Raw genomic sequence first — 16,333 nt, 5'->3', positions numbered from 1 at the left:
AAGATGTTTTCCATCAACGGCTCAAGTTCGGTTGAAGACTTATCATTAATTCTGCGTGAGTTAATTAACTAATCATCTTCTCTAAAGCAATTTGTAAATCTTTTGTTAAATTACTCGCACTTTGCCTAGATGCGTGGCGATCGCCCTGAGAATTTTTCCAGCGTTCAGTCACCGAAATTGGTTCTCCTATAGTGATTTGCGCCTGTCGTAAACCTAAACGAGGACGCCCCGGAAGTGTAGTATCTTTAATTCGAGAAAGCATATCAAAGATGAGCAAAGTTGTCTCTGCAAACCGTTCTGCTGTCGGTTTCTCTTGGATATAATTAGCCGTGACGGCAACAAAACTTTCGACTATCCGCATATGTCGCATTCGCAAGTCTGCTTCTTGAGCAATCCAGTCTGCTAAACCGCGTTTGAAGCGTGGTAAAGCACTAATATTTGGCAAATCTTCCCGATAAATATAATTCCAACCAGCTTCTTCTAAACGACGACAGCGGTCAATGAAATTTCCTTGTGCTTGAACTCCAAAATATTGCTCGGCAACTTGTAAAGACTTATCGAGTAAGCAATGAAGTCTATTAATTAACACTTCATTAGGGCTACTAGATTCATCAGTTGAAATAGTTTTGGGGATATCTTGATGATAGAAGCGACGGTAAAATTCTTCCATTTCAGTTATTAGATATTCACCCAGACGATAGATGCGTTGATAGTAAATTTCTTCGCGTTCGCCTTGAGGATTTTCCATAACTGGTAAGCCACTATCAGCTTCCAATTTAGTCAATAACTCATCCAGTTTTAACCAAGGTGGGTCAACGTAGCGATACTGAATGGCGATCGGCACAATTACAACTGTCTCAGAGCGGTTGGCTTTTTGCAAGTCTTCTGCACACCAGAATCCTAATTGGGAAACACCAGGTTCTAAGGGGCTAACAATGCCACTATGACCATTAGTACCGCCTTCTGGTGCTACTGCGATGGGAAATTTGCCATTAGCAAATAACTCCCGTGCTGTTTGGATGGCTTGGCGATCTAGTCGTTTACCGCGATGAACCGGCACACCTCCAACGCGTGAAAACAGCCAACCGAGCCAATCTCCAGCCCAAACCGTCATACCGCGATCGTAAAGAAAATAGCTGTGAGTCGGGTATTGGAGTTCGATATTTTCCTGACGTGCAACCTTTGGCACAATGCGGGAAAGCAAATATAGCATACACATGGGATCTTCCACTTCGGGGTGGCGAAATGCCAACAAAAAGCGAGTTTTTCCCGCCTGGAATTGTTGATAAAGTTCAGCTAATACTTCAACATTCTTAGCTTCAATATTGACAATACCAGCTGGTAACCAAGGGCGAGTGCGGAATCTTAGCCCTATTGGCAGTAACCACCGAACAATCTGGAGTATCAGTGGGTTAAACTGCTGGGGAATAAATTTTAGTGGTGGTTGAGTAGAGTGAATCGATTTAGGCAAGCCGCTCTCCAGATTGTATTTTTAGCGATTGTACAACTTTATTGACGTTTGGTAATCAGCCAACCTAAAGCGAGAAATATTAACGTAGCAATAATACTTAAAGTTAACGATGCGTAAAGGGATGTTTTTGTACTAACGGGAGATTAATTTTATCAATATGTGTTGTGAATAATAATCAGGTTTAAATTGATTCATTGCAGCAATAAATGTGAATTAGCCCGATACATTGGTATTTTTTCTCGCAATTCACATAATATTTAATGGGTCTACATCAATAGTTAAGCTAACAGAAGAAGGACAAAGCGATCGCACTTGTTCCCAATCTGGCAATTTTGGTAATTCATCAGCGTCAAATTTAATTAATATTTGCCAGCGATAACGATTAGCGACCCGTAAAATACTCGCTGGTGCTGGGCCTAATATCTCGAATTCTTCTTCTACATCCAAAGCTGTAGCAATTATTTGCGCTGTATTTTGCACTTGAATGGGATCGAGACTACTTAAGCGCAATAAAATTAACCGTCCATAGGGGGGATAATTCAGTGCTTGACGTTGTTCTAACTCAGCTTGGGAGAAAGATTGATAATCGTGCGATCGCACTGCTGAAATTACTTGATGCTCTGTGGTGTATGTTTGTACAATCACCCTACCCGGATCTTCCCCTCTCCCAGCACGTCCAGCTACCTGAGTCAAGGTTTGAAATGCTCGTTCGCTGGCGCGATAATCTGATAAATGCAGCAATCCATCGGCGGCGACGACGCCCACAAGTGTGACTTGGGGTAAATCTAAACCTTTGGTGAGCATTTGCGTACCGACTAATAAATCCGCTTCGCCGTTGGCAAATTTGGTAAGTAGGGTACGGTGTGCGCCTTTGTTGCGGGTGGTATCGCTATCAAACCGAATCAAGCGCAACTGCGGGAACTGTCGCGCTAATTCCTGGGCGACTCGTTGAGTCCCACTACCGAAGAATTTGAGGTAAGGCGAACTGCAATCGGGGCAGAATTTGGGGTGCGATCGCGTATAGTTACAGTAATGACACCGCAATAATTCCGGCGCTCCTTCTTCGGTGTGGTGATACGCCAAGGAAACGTCACAGTGAGGACATTCCAGGACATATCCACAACTGCGGCAAGAGACAAAAGTACTGTGTCCCCGACGATGGATAAATAAAATTCCCTGTTGTTTTCTTTCTTGCAACTCTTCTAAAGCTTCTTGCAAGGATCTACTAAATATAGAACGATTTCCCTGCTGCAACTCTTGGCGCATATCGACAATTTCTACTGGCGGTAGAGGGCGGGAGTTGATGCGTTCGGGGAGGGAGAGGTAGTGAGTGCTGAGTGCTGTTAGCGGTAGCGGGGCGTTTAGCCCGTGTTGAGTGCTGAGTGGGGAGTGAGGAGTTAGGAATTCTTCCTCTGCTCCCCTGCTCCCCTGCTCCCCTGCCCCTTTGCCCCCCTGCCTCCTCACGCTTACCCAACTTTCTAAGGAAGGCGTGGCAGAACCCAACACCAGGGGACAATTTTCTAATTCGGCTCGCCACTGGGCGACGGTACGGGCGTGGTAGGTGGGAATGGGGGAGTCTTGTTTAAAGCTGCTGTCGTGTTCTTCATCTAGGATGATTAAACCCAAGTTGGGTAAAGGAGCGAAAACGGCGCTGCGGGTACCGATGACAACTTGGGGTTCTCCAGTAAGCATTTGTCGCCAAGTGTCGTAACGTTCACCATCTGAGAGGGCGCTGTGATAAACGCTGACTTTACTGCCAAAACGGGCGCGAAAACGATCGGTTAACTGGGGTGTCAGTCCAATTTCTGGGACTAAAACCAGAGCAGATTTGCCTTGATTGAGGAGAGGAGCGATCGCTTGCAAATATACTTCGGTTTTTCCAGAACCTGTCACCCCATGCAATAAAACTTGAGCAAATCCGTTGAGTGTCTGGATTGTCGCTAGGGCGCTAGCTTGGGCTGTATTTAATGTCTTTGGTTGATCTTGGGCTAATGCTGGGCTTTGTTCTGTTCGCAATACTTCCCGTTCTTCAACAACGATATAGCCCTTTTGTCCCAAGGTTTTGATGATAGAGGAACTCGCATGGCAAATTTGCAACAATTCACTTTGCCATAACTCACCACCATGCCGCCGCAACACTTCTAAAATTTCTCGTTGGCGAGTTGTTAAGTCGCGATCGAATGTACTCTCCACTAGCGTCACTGCTTTTTCAAATTTCGGTTTAGTTAGTTGGGGCGGTTCTAAGTAACTTTCTACTAAACCTCGTCGCAAGAGTTCGCGGATTCCTTGGTAAGCTCGTTGGACTTGACCCTGTAAGTGGCGAAAGCTATAATCCCCGTCTGACTGTTGTTGTAGGAGTTGCAGAATTTTATTAGCATCTGCATTATTAACTTTTACTACTAAGCTTTGAAAGCTTAATAAAGCCAAAATCTTAATCAAATAATTATTTTTAATTGTGTTGAATAAATAAAACTTAATTAGGCGAGAATAAGGCTGGTGAACAGTACGCATCAAAGGTGTATCTAACCAAGCATTAGCAGTAGTGTTAACAGACACTGCTGCACCAGCTACAGTTAAGCGGATGCGACGCTGCGATCGCCCCAATAATCCTGGTGGTAGCGCTGTACGTATTACCTGAATCAATTGTGTGTAGTAATACTGCGACACCCGTTCCATTAGAATCCAGTAACTATCTCGAAAGAATTTTTTCTGAATAACATCTTCCACATCCCGAATTTTTTCTAATGGTAAGTCCGCTGGAGGTTTTGTCAGCAACCTAATGGCTACCCCTGTGAGATGTTGTGCCCCAAATGGCACACTCAAAATATCTCCAGGTTTTACTTCTAACCCCGTTGGCAATTTATACGGGTATAGATTTCCGCCTTTTTCTACTTCCGTTATGGAACCTGGACAGTCTACCAGCACTTCAACCCACCGATTAATAAGTAAGTCGGACTGATAAGATTGCCCTGGTTCTGCTACTACTAAAGGAGATAAACTTAGGTCATTAATATACATAATTCCGGACTTAAGAGTTAGATATTTTACTCACTGAACTAGTCAAAATTAAGCTGGCTAACTCAACTCTAGTTTTTTGCTTTGTTAGACTTAAATGGTATTTGCCAATACTGTTATACTTCATAATACTTGATAAGTTTCCTCTTATGTAATCTACTAGACAAATTCGTATCAACTATACATGCAATAAATATTTGGTGTTCACTATACGAATAAAAGCATCTCAGCTATTGCGGCAAAAGTTGCTCTAGATACTAAATAGGGAGTAGCTTTTTTCCGTCTATCGATAGATATTCAACTCTTTAAGTATATGAGATGCTTTTATACAAATAAGAATATCCCGCAATTAAGCTGCCATTCTTGTAATTTGTACGATCGCGGTAAGTTGAATTGGGAATGCATAAGCGTAACACCAAATTTTATTTCATTTTATCCAGTCACTTTAAATACCTAGACATTAAAAATATTTAGAAAGATATATGAAGATTTAAGATATTTGGAAGGTTAGCTGAGATTTTTATAATTGTTAAGGTTGAGAAAGTTTGAGGAGGTTTGACATATTTGCTAATTAAGAAAAAAATGAAGAATATATCTGTTGTCAGTCTGAGAACAAAGTTTTGTTGGGTGTGAAGAACGGTTAGGTTATAGGTTGTATCTAACCATAACCTTTAGTTAGTAGGTATATGCAGATTTTTATTTCTCAAGATAAATTGGCATAACCTTGTATTTGGCTATATGAACGGGTGCATTCGTCCATTAGGGAAAACTACCAAGCCTCAAATGAGTAGCTGTAAAATTATGTACCAAACAAAACAACAATCCCTAAAGGAAACTATGAATATTGTTGAATTGGGAAAAATGGAAATACTGGAGAATACTGCTGATAGTGAAGAACCATTACTCGACAATTTAGATGCAGTGGTAGATGAAGAGTCTCCAATTTTAGTAGAAAATCTCGAATCAGAAGAACGAGATGGAGATCAGATGGCAGCGGCTCGTCCTTCGGGATACAATAAAACCGAGCATGATGATGCTGTAGGCGCGTTTTTTAAGGAAATGGCGCGTTATCCGCTGCTAAAAGCTGACGAAGAAGTAGAGTTAGCACGACGAGTTAAGTTTTTAGAGGAAGTTAGGGAATTACAAGCTAGCTTACAGTTAAAATTGGGACAGGAACCTAGCAAGCTAGAAGTAGCTTCTGAGCTAGAAATGACCGAAAAGCAATTAGACAGTCGCTTATATCAAGGTAGAGTAGCGAAACGCAAAATGATTCGCTCGAATCTGAGATTAGTAGTTTCTATTGCTAAACGATACTTGAATCGGGGAGTGCCTTTTCTGGATTTAATTCAGGAAGGAGCAATGGGTTTAAATCGCGCTACAGAAAAGTTTGATCCAGATAAAGGATATAAGTTTTCTACCTACGCCTATTGGTGGATTAGACAAGCAATTACCAGAGCGATCGCTAACGATGCCCGAACAATTCGGCTACCTATTCATATTGTTGAAAAACTTAATAAGCTAAAAAAAGCCCAACGGGAACTCAAGCAAAAACTCTGTCGTAATCCTACTGAAGGTGAAATGGCAGAATTTTTGGAAATAAGTGTCCAACAATTACGACAACTCCAACAATTACGGCGTCAAGCACTTTCTCTCAACCACCGCGTTGGCAAAGAAGAAGACACGGAATTGATGGATTTGTTAGAAGATGAAGATAACTTATCTCCAGAAGCAAAAATGAATGAAAACATGATGCGTCAGGAGATTTGGGAAGTATTGGGTGACGTGTTAACTCCACGGGAGAAAGATGTAATTTCTCTGCGCTATGGTTTGACAACCAGCGAACCATGTACTTTGGAAGAAGTTGGCAATATGTTCAATCTTTCGCGTGAGCGAGTGCGACAAATTCAAAGTAAAGCTATGCGGAAATTGCGGCGTCCCCACATAGCCAAACGTTTAAAAGGTTGGTTGATTTAATTACATTTACAAAGTCAGTATTTGGCTTCAGCTAGAGATACAATAGCTCACCTAATTACCTCCATTAAGAAACTAAGATGGAGATTGTATCTGTATATTTATTGACCTTTCGTAATGTCTACGACTGGCTACGCCTACGCCAACTACAAAAACCGGGTGTCTTGTACCTTTTTTTGGCTTTTTTAGTCATTCGTCAAAAAATGCATAATTAACTATAGACTATAGACTATGGACTATGTACTATAGACTATAGACTAATGACTTCGAGTAGCAATTTGATTGTGCGTTTTGCTGAGCCAGATGATTACAGCGTACTGTTTAAATTAATTGAAGAGCTTGCTGAGTATGAAAAATTATCTGACGCTATCACTGGTAATGCTCTAGCACTAAAAGAACATTTGTTTGGTTCGCACAAGTATATAGAAGCAATATTAGCAGAATGTGGTGGACAAGCTGTTGGTTTTGCCCTATTTTTTCATAATTATTCAACATTTCTAACTAAGCCAGGAATTTATCTAGAAGATTTATTTGTTTTACCAGAATACCGTAGGCAAGGTATTGGTAAGGCTCTCCTAACTAAACTAGCTCAGATAGCTTTAGAACGGAATTGTGGGCGGTTAGAATGGAGTGTCTTAGATTGGAATGAATCAGCCCAAGCATTTTACCGCAGCATGGGAGCATCTATATTAGATGATTGGCGAATTTGTCGCATCACAGAAAATCGGCTGAATCAGTTAGGGGCTGTGTTAGACTACGAAGATGAAATTATCTGACTATACTGAACTTTGATGGCAAAAGATAGATTTCATAATATTGTTAGAAAAGCTTTAGAAAAAGACGGCTGGAAGATTACGGCTGACCCTTATGAAATTAATCTGGATGATGTAGATTTTGAGATTGATTTAGCAGCAGAGCAACTTTTAGGAGCAGAGCGAGAGGGAACAAAAATAGCAGTAGAAATTAAAAGTTTTATTAGTCCATCGAATGTTTCAGAATTTCATACAGCCTTGGGACAATTTTTAAACTATCGGGATGCATTAAATAAAGTTGAACCAGAACGCCAACTTTATTTAGCTGTTCGTTTACCGATTTATGAAAGTTTTTTTCAACGTAAATTTATTGTATCGGCGGTTACAAAATATCAATTACGATTGATGATTTACGATGTCCAAAAGGAGGTTATTCATCAATGGCTGTAGAAAAATATCGGCAATATATTCGACACATTCTTTCCGAACGGCAAAAGCGAGCTTCGATGTCACGAAATGCCGAAGAGTATGAGGTGCAAACAATTTTTGACGAACAGCAAGACCACTATCAATTACTTTATGTTGGCTGGCGTGGAAATAAACGCGATTTTGGCTGTATTTTACATCTCGATATTAAAGATGGAAAAATATGGATTCAACACGATGGCACAGAAGAAGGAATTGCCAATCGATTGATTGAAATGGGAGTACCCAAGCAAGATATCATTTTGGCATTTCACGAACCCTATGTGCGTCAGTTTACGGGGTTTGGAACTTTTTGAGGCTAAGTTTGACAGCTTGTCATTTGACTATGGCAACAGCTCAACTGACAATTATGGAGGATATTCCACCGAATAAGCCGTTATTGCAGAGAGAATAGGAAATGAAAAGAATTATTACAGTCATACTGTTAGGCATAGCAATCTTCACCTTTGCCTTCAGTAGTCCAGCTTTAGCCGCAGATAGTGTTAGTGGAGGTAAATTATTTAGTGCTAATTGTGCTTCTTGTCATGCAGGTGGTAAGAATTTAGTTCAAGCTGATAAGAGCCTGAAGAAGAATGCTTTGGAAAAGTATAGTATGTACTCAGCAGAAGCCATTATTGCCCAAATAACAAAAGGTAAAAATGCCATGCCTGCCTTCCGCGGTCGTTTGAAAGCTAATGAGATTGAAAATGTAGCTGCTTATGTCCTGGAACAAGCAGATAAGGACTGGAAGTAGTCTAAACTCTAACTTGAAAAATTAATAATTAGCGGGATTTTTCGTCCCGCTAATTTTATGACTGGAAAATGTAAGTATTACTGAGTTATACAGTGATATTTATACGGAGGCTTTAAATTAAATTTATATTTAATTAAGCAAAATCTCTCATAAAGAAATAATTTAGTCTTTCATCAAAATCATAATATAGCAGTATTGAAATTGAATCACTAGCGTTCAAAAAGATATTCAGCTTCTTAAAGAAGTCGGGGATATAAAATTTGCGGAATAAAATAAAATTAGGATTAATATAGGAATCTGGTTTTATTCCTGAGGTTGCTTGTCTGGCTAGGGTTGGGGTAAATAAACGATAGAGCCGTACTGAGTCTTCTTCAAAAATCAAATAGGAATGCTATATACAAAAAGTGATATTAAGAATAAGTAAAAGGGAATACTAGACAGAGTAACAATATTATAAATAGCACTGCAATGTTAGTATTATCCAATGATATACTCCCTCTTTCTGGATATCGCATCACAGAGCAAATTTATTCGGGTAGTAAAACCTTAGTTTATCGAGCTATCAGAAAACAAGACCAAAAAATAGTGGTCATCAAACTGATGCGGAATGAGTATCCTACTATCCATGAAATTGCCCAATTCCGGAATCAATATACAATCACTAAAAACCTCAATTTGAAAGGCATAGTGAAACCTCTAAGTTTAGAAAATTACCGTAACGCCTATGCCCTGGTGATGGAAGACTTTAGCGGCATATCGCTCAAAGATTGGGGAAAGAGAAAAGAAAAAGATATTTTTAGCTTAAGTGAGTTTTTCCAGATTGCCATACAAATAGTATCTGCCCTAGAGGAACTGCATCGCGATCGCATCATCCACAAAGATATCAAACCCGCCAACATCCTGATTAATCCTAGCACTCTCGAAGTCAAACTTATTGACTTCAGCATAGCGACTCTATTACCCAGGGAAATTCAATTTCTCACTAACCCCAACGTCCTAGAAGGGACATTAGCTTATATTTCCCCCGAACAAACTGGAAGAATGAATCGTGGTATTGATTACCGTAGCGATTTCTATTCCTTGGGAGTGACATTTTTTGAAATTCTCACCGGACAGTTACCATTCACTAGTACTGACCCGATGGAGTTAATCCACTCTCATATTGCCAAGCAACCGGATAAATTCAAAATTCAAAATGACATTCGTGGACTCGCTAACGGTGCGCTAACAAAATTCAAAACTGAAGAGATTTCCCAAGTCATTTGTAACATTGTAATGAAATTGATGGCAAAAAATGCCGAAGACCGCTACCAAAGTGCCCACGGACTTAAGCATGACTTAGATATATGTTATGAGCAGTGGCAAGAAACTGGTAATATTCAACCATTCAACTTAGGTATTAAAGATATATCAGATCGTTTTCTCATTCCCGAAAAACTTTATGGTCGTCAACAAGAAGTAGCAAATCTTCTTGCCGCTTTTGACCGTGTGACACAAGGGACAACAGAAATGGTTTTGGTTGCAGGTTTTTCTGGTATTGGTAAAACTGCGGTAGTTAACGAAGTTCATAAACCCATTTTACGACAGCGTAGTTACTACATTAAAGGTAAATTTGACCAGTTTCAACGCGAAATTCCTTTATCAGCCTTAGTACAAGCTTTTAGTGACTTAATCGGACAAATTTTGGTAGAAACTGAGACTCAAATTCAACAGTGGAAGGTCAAAATTCTTTCGGCATTGGGTGAACAAGCTCAGGTAATTAGTGATGTGATTCCTGCACTAGAGCAGATTATTGGTGACCAACCAAAGTTTGTAGAACTCTCTGGTAATGCTGCCCAAAATCGCTTTAACTTATTATTCAAGAAATTTATTCAGGTATTCATCAGTAAAGAACATCCTTTAGTAATCTTTCTTGATGACTTGCAATGGGCAGACACAACATCTTTAAAATTTCTTCAATTATTAATGAGTCAAAGCAATGTATTCACTCAAAAAACTTTATTGTCTTCTATTGAAAGCAAAGAAAACTTATGGATTCCCACCTTTGATGGAGAATATTGGGAAGGTGAGGACACACAAAGTCTTGATAATAGCGAAGGTGGTTTATTATTAATTGGTGCATATCGTGACAATGAAGTTTCTCAAGCACATCCCCTTTGCTTGACAATACAGGAAATTGAGAAATCAGGAGGGTCTATTAATAGTATTACCCTACAGCCTTTAAATCAAAATGATTTAAATTGTTTGATTGCTGATACTTTATGTTGCCACGAGAACTTGGCTATTCCTTTGAATCAAATGGTTTTCGCTAAAACTAAAGGTAATCCTTTCTTTGCTATTCAATTCCTGAAGTCTTTGCACAAAGATAATATTATTAAATTTAATTATAGTGTTGGATGTTGGGAGTATAATATTGCCGAGTTACAAGTATTGTCTCTCACAGATGATATCGTTGAATTTATGGCACTTCAAATAGAAAAGTTGCCCAGAATCACGCAAGATGTTTTGAAATTTGCAGCCTGTATTGGCAATGAATTTGACTTAAAGACTCTTGCCATAATCAATGAAAAATCTGCCGTTGACACGGCATCTGAAATATGGAAAGCTTTATATGAAGGGCTAGTTTTACCTCAGACAGAAGCTTATAAATTATTTCAAAATGGCAAGATTTCAGTAGAAGCTTTTGATAGTAAAAAATCGCAGCAAGTACCACTTGGTAAATTTGAATATCCTCACTATAAATTTATACATGATAGAGTCCAGCAAGCTGCTTATTCTCTGATTCCTGAAGACCAAAAAAAGCAAATTCACTTGCGTATTGGGCAACTAATATTAAAAAATATCTCAGTTGCAGAACGGGTAGAAAAGATTTTTCAGTTGGTGAATCAATTTAATGTTGCAGTTGAAATTATCACAGATCAAGCTGAGCGTGATGAATTAGCTCAGATGAATCTAATCGCAGGACGTAAAGCTTTAGCTTCAACAGCTTATCTTGCTGCAAGTAAGTATTTAATTACTGGTATAGAACTACTATCAAATGATAGTTGGGAGAAAAAATATGAGATAACTATCGCTTTGTATGAAACAGCAGCAGAGGCTGCATACCTCAGTGGTAACTTTGAAAAAATGGAGCAATTAGTAGAGGTAGTATTAGCACAAGCAAAAACACTACTGGAAAAAGTAAAAGTTTGTGAAATTAAAATTCAAGCTTATGGAGCGCAAAATAAAGCATTGACATCTGTCAATACTTCTTTAAGCTTTTTGAAATTGTTAGGGGTGGAATTTCCTGATAATCCAAACCCACTTGATATTCAAGTAGCAATGGCAGAAATAACATCCAATTTATCTGGAAAGCACATTGAAGAGTTAATTAATCTCTCAGAGATGAAGCAGCCTCAGCTATTAGCAGCTATGTGTATTTTATCTAGTACTGCTCCTGTTGCTTATCAAGTTGCTCCTGAATTATTCTTACTTATTTGCCTAAAGCAAATAAATTTATCAATAAAATATGGTAATGCTTCCTTGTCTGCTTATGCTTATGTAGTTTATGGAGTGATGCTTTGTGGGGTAATAAGAGATTTTGAATCTGGTTATCAATTTGGTAAGTTAGCTTTAAATTTATTAGCTAAATCTGGTGCTAAACAGATAAAAGCTAGAGTTATGCAAGGATTTTATTCTCTTATCGAAATTTGGCACAAACATGTTAACGAAACATTAAAATGTTTACTTGAGTCTTACTCTGCCGGATTAGAAACGGGTGATTTAGAATTTGCAGCTTATTCTTTAATGTATTATTCGAGCTTTTCATATTTCATCGGTAGAGAATTGACTGAGTTAGAACAAGAAATGGAGAATTATAATAATGCTATTAGTCAAATCAAACAAGAAAGACCTTTGCATTGGAGTAATATCTATAGACAAATCGTCTTAAATTTGCTGGGAACTACGGACAACACATATTCTTTAATTGGTAAAGCTTACGACGAAAATCAAATGCTGCCTATCCATCTTGAAGCTAAAGATGCAGTAGGTCTTTTATATTTATATTTAGGAAAATTACATCTCTGCTATTTATTTCAAGAATATTTTCAAGCTGTAGAAAATGCAGTCTTAGCAGAAAAATTTTTAGATGGTGGCATAGGACAACTAGCTGTTCCTGTTTTCCATTTCTATGATTCACTCGCTAGATTAGCGGTATATCCTAACGTCACAGAAATTGAACAACAACAAAACCTCGAAAAAGTAGCTGCTAATCAAGAAAAGATGAAGCAGTGGGCACATTATGCCCCAATGAATTATTTGCATAAATTTTATTTAGTAGAAGCAGAACGACATCGAGTTCTTGGCGAAGCTATTGAAGCAATGGATAATTATGACCAAGCTATTACCTATGCCCAAGAACATAAATATCTTAATGAAGAAGCTCTTGCTCACGAACTTGCGGCTAAGTTTTATTTAGAACTCAAGAAACCAAAGATTGCTAAAATGTACCTTACTGATGCCTACTATGGCTACGTTAAGTGGGGAGCATTAGCTAAAGTTGAAGATTTGCAAAAACGCTATTCTCAATTACTAACTCCGATTATCCAGCAAGAAAAGCTTAATATCTATATTAATGATACAAGTACTGGTTCTATACGTATATCCCAAACTCTTTCTAGGAATAATGAAACAGTTCTTAGTACTAGCATTTCAGATATGCTGGATTTGGCATCTGTAATTAAAGCCTCTCAAGCAATCTCTGGAAAAATCGAGATGGAGGAGTTGCTTTCTGCATTGATAGCAGTTGTCATTGAGAATGCAGGAGCTTCTAAGTGCGCTATGATTTTGAGTGAAGGTGATAAATTGAACTTAACTGTTGCAGCAATTGGTTTGGGTTCAAATTTTGGAGATATTTCTACTCATTTTCCATCAATTAATTTAGATTCCAGTTCTGATGTTCCTATTACTTTGATTAACTATGTTAAACGTACAAGGGAAATCTTTGTAAGCGATAATACAAATATTGTTAACTTTCTAGTAAATGATTCCTATATTCTTCAAGAGAAACCGAAAAGTCTCTTGTGTATTCCTATTCTCAATCAAGGTAATTTACTAGGTATCCTTTATCTAGAGAATAATCTAACAACGGCAGCATTTACGCGCGATCGCATTGGAATTCTCAATCTCCTCAGTACTCAAGCAGCAATCTCTTTGGAAAATGCTATCCTCTATAAAAATTTAGCGCAAGCTAAAGAAAACTTAGAAAAATATAGCCAGACTCTCGAAGAAAAAGTCAATGAGAGAACACAAGAGTTAAACGACAGAAATCAATGCTTACACAAAGCTATACAAGAATTACACAGTACCCAAAGTCAATTAATTCAAAGTGAAAAAATGTCTTCGCTAGGACAAATGGTGGCAGGAATTGCACATGAAATTAATAATCCCATTAACTTTATTCATGGAAATATAAATCATGTTAATGAGTATGTTCAAGACTTGCTAAATTTAGTGAATATCTATCAAGAGGAGTGTCCCAATCCTTCTAGTCTGATGAAAGAGAGAATTGAGGGATTTGACCTCAATTTCTTATTACATGATTTACCAAAAATTCTGGATTCTATGAAACTTGGAAGCTCACGTATCCGAAACATTATTTTGGGATTACGGAACTTCTCACGCTTAGATGAATCAGAAATGAAACCTGTAAATATTCATGAAGGTATAGATAGCACTTTGATGATTTTACAACACCGACTCGAACCCAGGAGCGGACGTTCTGAAATAGAAGTTATCAAAGAATATGGACATCTACCAGAAGTTACTTGTTACCCAGGTCAACTTAATCAGGTATTTATGAATATTTTAAGTAATGCGATCGATGCTTTAGAAGAGTCATTTTTCATTGGTCATTCGTCATGGGTAAATGATAAAGAAAGAAGCCCTCGAGAACGCTTGCAATCATCAGAACTGACAGTAGATGTAGAAGGGGTACGGAGACAAATTCACATCTTTACTCAACTAACAAATACCAATAGGGTGATGATTCGGATTTCTGATAATGGCTGTGGGATGAGTACCCAGGTGCAACAAAAAATATTTGACCCATTTTTTACGACTAAATCAGTAGGAAATGGTATGGGATTGGGTTTATCGATTAGTTATCAAATTGTTGTGGATAAACACAAAGGTCAGTTAACCTGTTGTTCTGTTCCAAGACAGGGAACTGATTTCATAATTGAGATACCGATACACCAGGGATAATTGGGAATTGGGCATTAGTTATTCTTTCCCGCCCTGCTCCCTCATCCCTCAGCTCCTACTGGTTTATAAAATTGATTTTTACGGTTAGAGAGACGCGATAAATCGCCGTCTCTACAAGGAATCTATGCATCAATTATTTATTAACAGACTACTACTCTCTTTGAGATGATTTTATGATTTTGTAACGGGAGATTTCTGAGCAGAAATAACATCATACAGTTTTTTGGGAACGTCTTGTTGATCGGTAAAATGCTCGTTTTTGCTATGCCAATTAATGACTCGCTTCAACACTTTTTTGCTGATACTGGGCTGGAAAAATACAGTAGGTGGCTTTAGCATGTGTATCACTTCTAAGAATGTTTTGTGAATCTCAGCACTTTCAGTTTGTAGTAATAGAACTTGATCGAGATACCGTTGCATGAGTCGGCTGATGAAATCGGGTTGACCTCCTTCAGTTGTATCCCAACGTAAATCCTCACCTGTTGTCATCAACCAAGGTACAGCAATTACTTTGTTCAGTTGTTTTTGAAAATGCCGAGATAGACCGATTAAATTCCAGTCAAGATGGCTAGATAATTGCTGATTTAAACATTGATCTAGAGTCAATGCATCTATAGCGGCAACAGTCATACCTTGTCCGTAGACAGGATTGAAAGCACAGACAGCATCACCTACTAACACAAAGTTTTCTGGTACTCTTTTGAGTTTTTCATAATGACGCAGACGATTTTCTGTTCGTCGATAACCATAGATAGATGAGAGTGGCTGGGCATCTCTGATAGCTTCATAGATAGCTGGCGATCGCAAGCTACGGGCAAAGTCTAAAAAGCCTTCTTTATCGGTAGGTGGATAATCTTTACCTACACCTATGAGTGTGAGAATCCAACGATTACCTTCAACTTTATAAATTACACCACCACGATTGTTATTTGGTGGTTGTACTGTTATGTACAAACACTCCCAATCAAATTGCAAGTTAGTTGGAGGCTGATACCAGCAGCTGGAATAGCCCAAAAAAGAGTTGATCACTGTCTCTTCGGGTGGTGTGTAACCTATTGCTTCTAACCACTGAGGCGCTGAGGAATTGCGTCCACTCGCATCCACAACCAAATCAGCAATTAAATCTGTTTCTGGTTGGTTGCGAAAGCGTACTCGTACACCTGTAACGCTAGTTCGGTCTGAACTAGACAATAAAGAAATTACCTGTCCTTCTTGCATAAATACAAGATTGTCTTCAACAGCTAATCGGCGGCGGATAGTCTGTTCTAGAAGATTTCGGCTACAAGTGTGGGTGATTAAACCAGAATTAAAACGGGGTGCCCAACCAGCAAAACCCATCCAAGGCAGATCATTTCCCCAATCTATAGCAGATGCACCTGAATCGGCTAATTGAGCCTCTATACCAGGGAAAAGTTCTTCCAGCGACTCCAAACCACGCTTGAGTAAAGTATGGACATGAGGAGATTGGGGTACACCGTGGCGATGTTCTGCTTCTTCTCTTAAGTTATCCCGTTCAATAACTGTTACTCGCTCAAAGTATTTGGTCAGTACTTTTGCAGCTAGCAGTCCAGCGATACTTCCTCCAATGACAAGAGCTTGCTTACCGTGGCGAACAGTTGATTGTAGAGATGGAGTAGATACTTGGAAATTAGTCATCGT

At 38.8% G+C, this 16,333-nt stretch carries 9 protein-coding genes; 6 read left to right on the top strand and 3 right to left on the bottom strand.

The window, feature by feature from the left end:
• Positions 1 to 64: 64 nt before the first annotated feature.
• Together ACFG4S_RS32060 and priA are read right to left on the bottom strand one after the other, a co-directional pair.
• Positions 65 to 1,471: a lysophospholipid acyltransferase family protein gene (locus ACFG4S_RS32060; RefSeq protein WP_392532890.1), complete on the bottom strand. Its 1,407-nt coding sequence runs from the start codon at positions 1,469 to 1,471 to the stop codon at positions 65 to 67.
• A 246-nt stretch (positions 1,472 to 1,717) separates the two neighbouring features.
• On the bottom strand, positions 1,718 to 4,489 hold the full coding sequence (priA, locus tag ACFG4S_RS32055; RefSeq protein WP_392532889.1) for a primosomal protein N': 2,772 nt from the start codon (positions 4,487 to 4,489) through the stop codon (positions 1,718 to 1,720).
• 798 nt (positions 4,490 to 5,287) lie between these two features.
• On the opposite strand from priA, the gene ACFG4S_RS32050 reads away from it, so the two are divergent.
• From ACFG4S_RS32050 to ACFG4S_RS32025, 6 genes are all read left to right on the top strand, one after another.
• Entirely contained in the window at positions 5,288 to 6,460 is a 1,173-nt protein-coding gene (locus ACFG4S_RS32050; RefSeq protein WP_392532888.1) for an RpoD/SigA family RNA polymerase sigma factor, read from the top strand.
• A 257-nt stretch (positions 6,461 to 6,717) separates the two neighbouring features.
• A complete protein-coding gene (locus ACFG4S_RS32045) occupies positions 6,718 to 7,233 on the top strand; it encodes a GNAT family N-acetyltransferase (protein ID WP_392532887.1) in 516 nt (171 codons plus the stop codon).
• 15 nt (positions 7,234 to 7,248) lie between these two features.
• Positions 7,249 to 7,659 carry a XisH family protein gene (locus tag ACFG4S_RS32040; protein WP_392532886.1) on the top strand — a complete coding sequence of 137 codons (411 nt, stop codon included), beginning with the start codon at positions 7,249 to 7,251 and terminating at the stop codon, positions 7,657 to 7,659.
• Between the two features lie 56 nt (positions 7,660 to 7,715).
• Positions 7,716 to 7,991, top strand: coding sequence for a XisI protein (locus tag ACFG4S_RS32035; RefSeq protein ID WP_392536131.1), 276 nt, complete (start codon positions 7,716 to 7,718; stop codon positions 7,989 to 7,991).
• A gap of 101 nt (positions 7,992 to 8,092) precedes the next feature.
• Positions 8,093 to 8,428 (top strand): cytochrome c6 PetJ, encoded by a 336-nt coding sequence (gene petJ / locus ACFG4S_RS32030; RefSeq protein ID WP_392532885.1) that lies wholly within the window; start codon positions 8,093 to 8,095, stop codon positions 8,426 to 8,428.
• 468 nt (positions 8,429 to 8,896) lie between these two features.
• The gene (locus tag ACFG4S_RS32025) at positions 8,897 to 14,674 is read left to right on the top strand and encodes an AAA family ATPase (RefSeq protein ID WP_392532884.1); all 5,778 of its coding nucleotides are present in this window, start codon (positions 8,897 to 8,899) and stop codon (positions 14,672 to 14,674) included.
• 171 nt (positions 14,675 to 14,845) lie between these two features.
• On the opposite strand, the gene ACFG4S_RS32020 is transcribed toward ACFG4S_RS32025, so the two are convergent.
• Entirely contained in the window at positions 14,846 to 16,330 is a 1,485-nt protein-coding gene (locus tag ACFG4S_RS32020) for an FAD-dependent oxidoreductase (protein WP_392532883.1), read from the bottom strand.
• Positions 16,331 to 16,333: the final 3 nt, after the last annotated feature.

It is taken from the genome of Nostoc sp. C117, assembly GCF_043099735.1.
Classification (GTDB): Bacteria; Cyanobacteriota; Cyanobacteriia; order Cyanobacteriales; family Nostocaceae; genus Nostoc.
Note: the sequence above shows the minus strand (reverse complement) of the source record. Positions and strands in the feature narration are given on the sequence as shown.

What these genes read in the sequence shown, in the direction of transcription:
- priA (WP_392532889.1), bottom strand. Translation starts at nt 4,489, where the DNA reads ATGTATATTAATGACCTAAGTTTATCTCCTTTAGTAGTAGCAGAACCA.
- ACFG4S_RS32020 (WP_392532883.1), bottom strand. Translation starts at nt 16,330, where the DNA reads ATGACTAATTTCCAAGTATCTACTCCATCTCTACAATCAACTGTTCGC.
- ACFG4S_RS32050 (WP_392532888.1), top strand. Translation starts at nt 5,288, where the DNA reads ATGTACCAAACAAAACAACAATCCCTAAAGGAAACTATGAATATTGTT.
- ACFG4S_RS32045 (WP_392532887.1), top strand. Translation starts at nt 6,718, where the DNA reads ATGACTTCGAGTAGCAATTTGATTGTGCGTTTTGCTGAGCCAGATGAT.
- petJ (WP_392532885.1), top strand. Translation starts at nt 8,093, where the DNA reads ATGAAAAGAATTATTACAGTCATACTGTTAGGCATAGCAATCTTCACC.
- ACFG4S_RS32040 (WP_392532886.1), top strand. Translation starts at nt 7,249, where the DNA reads ATGGCAAAAGATAGATTTCATAATATTGTTAGAAAAGCTTTAGAAAAA.
- ACFG4S_RS32025 (WP_392532884.1), top strand. Translation starts at nt 8,897, where the DNA reads ATGTTAGTATTATCCAATGATATACTCCCTCTTTCTGGATATCGCATC.
- ACFG4S_RS32035 (WP_392536131.1), top strand. Translation starts at nt 7,716, where the DNA reads ATGTCACGAAATGCCGAAGAGTATGAGGTGCAAACAATTTTTGACGAA.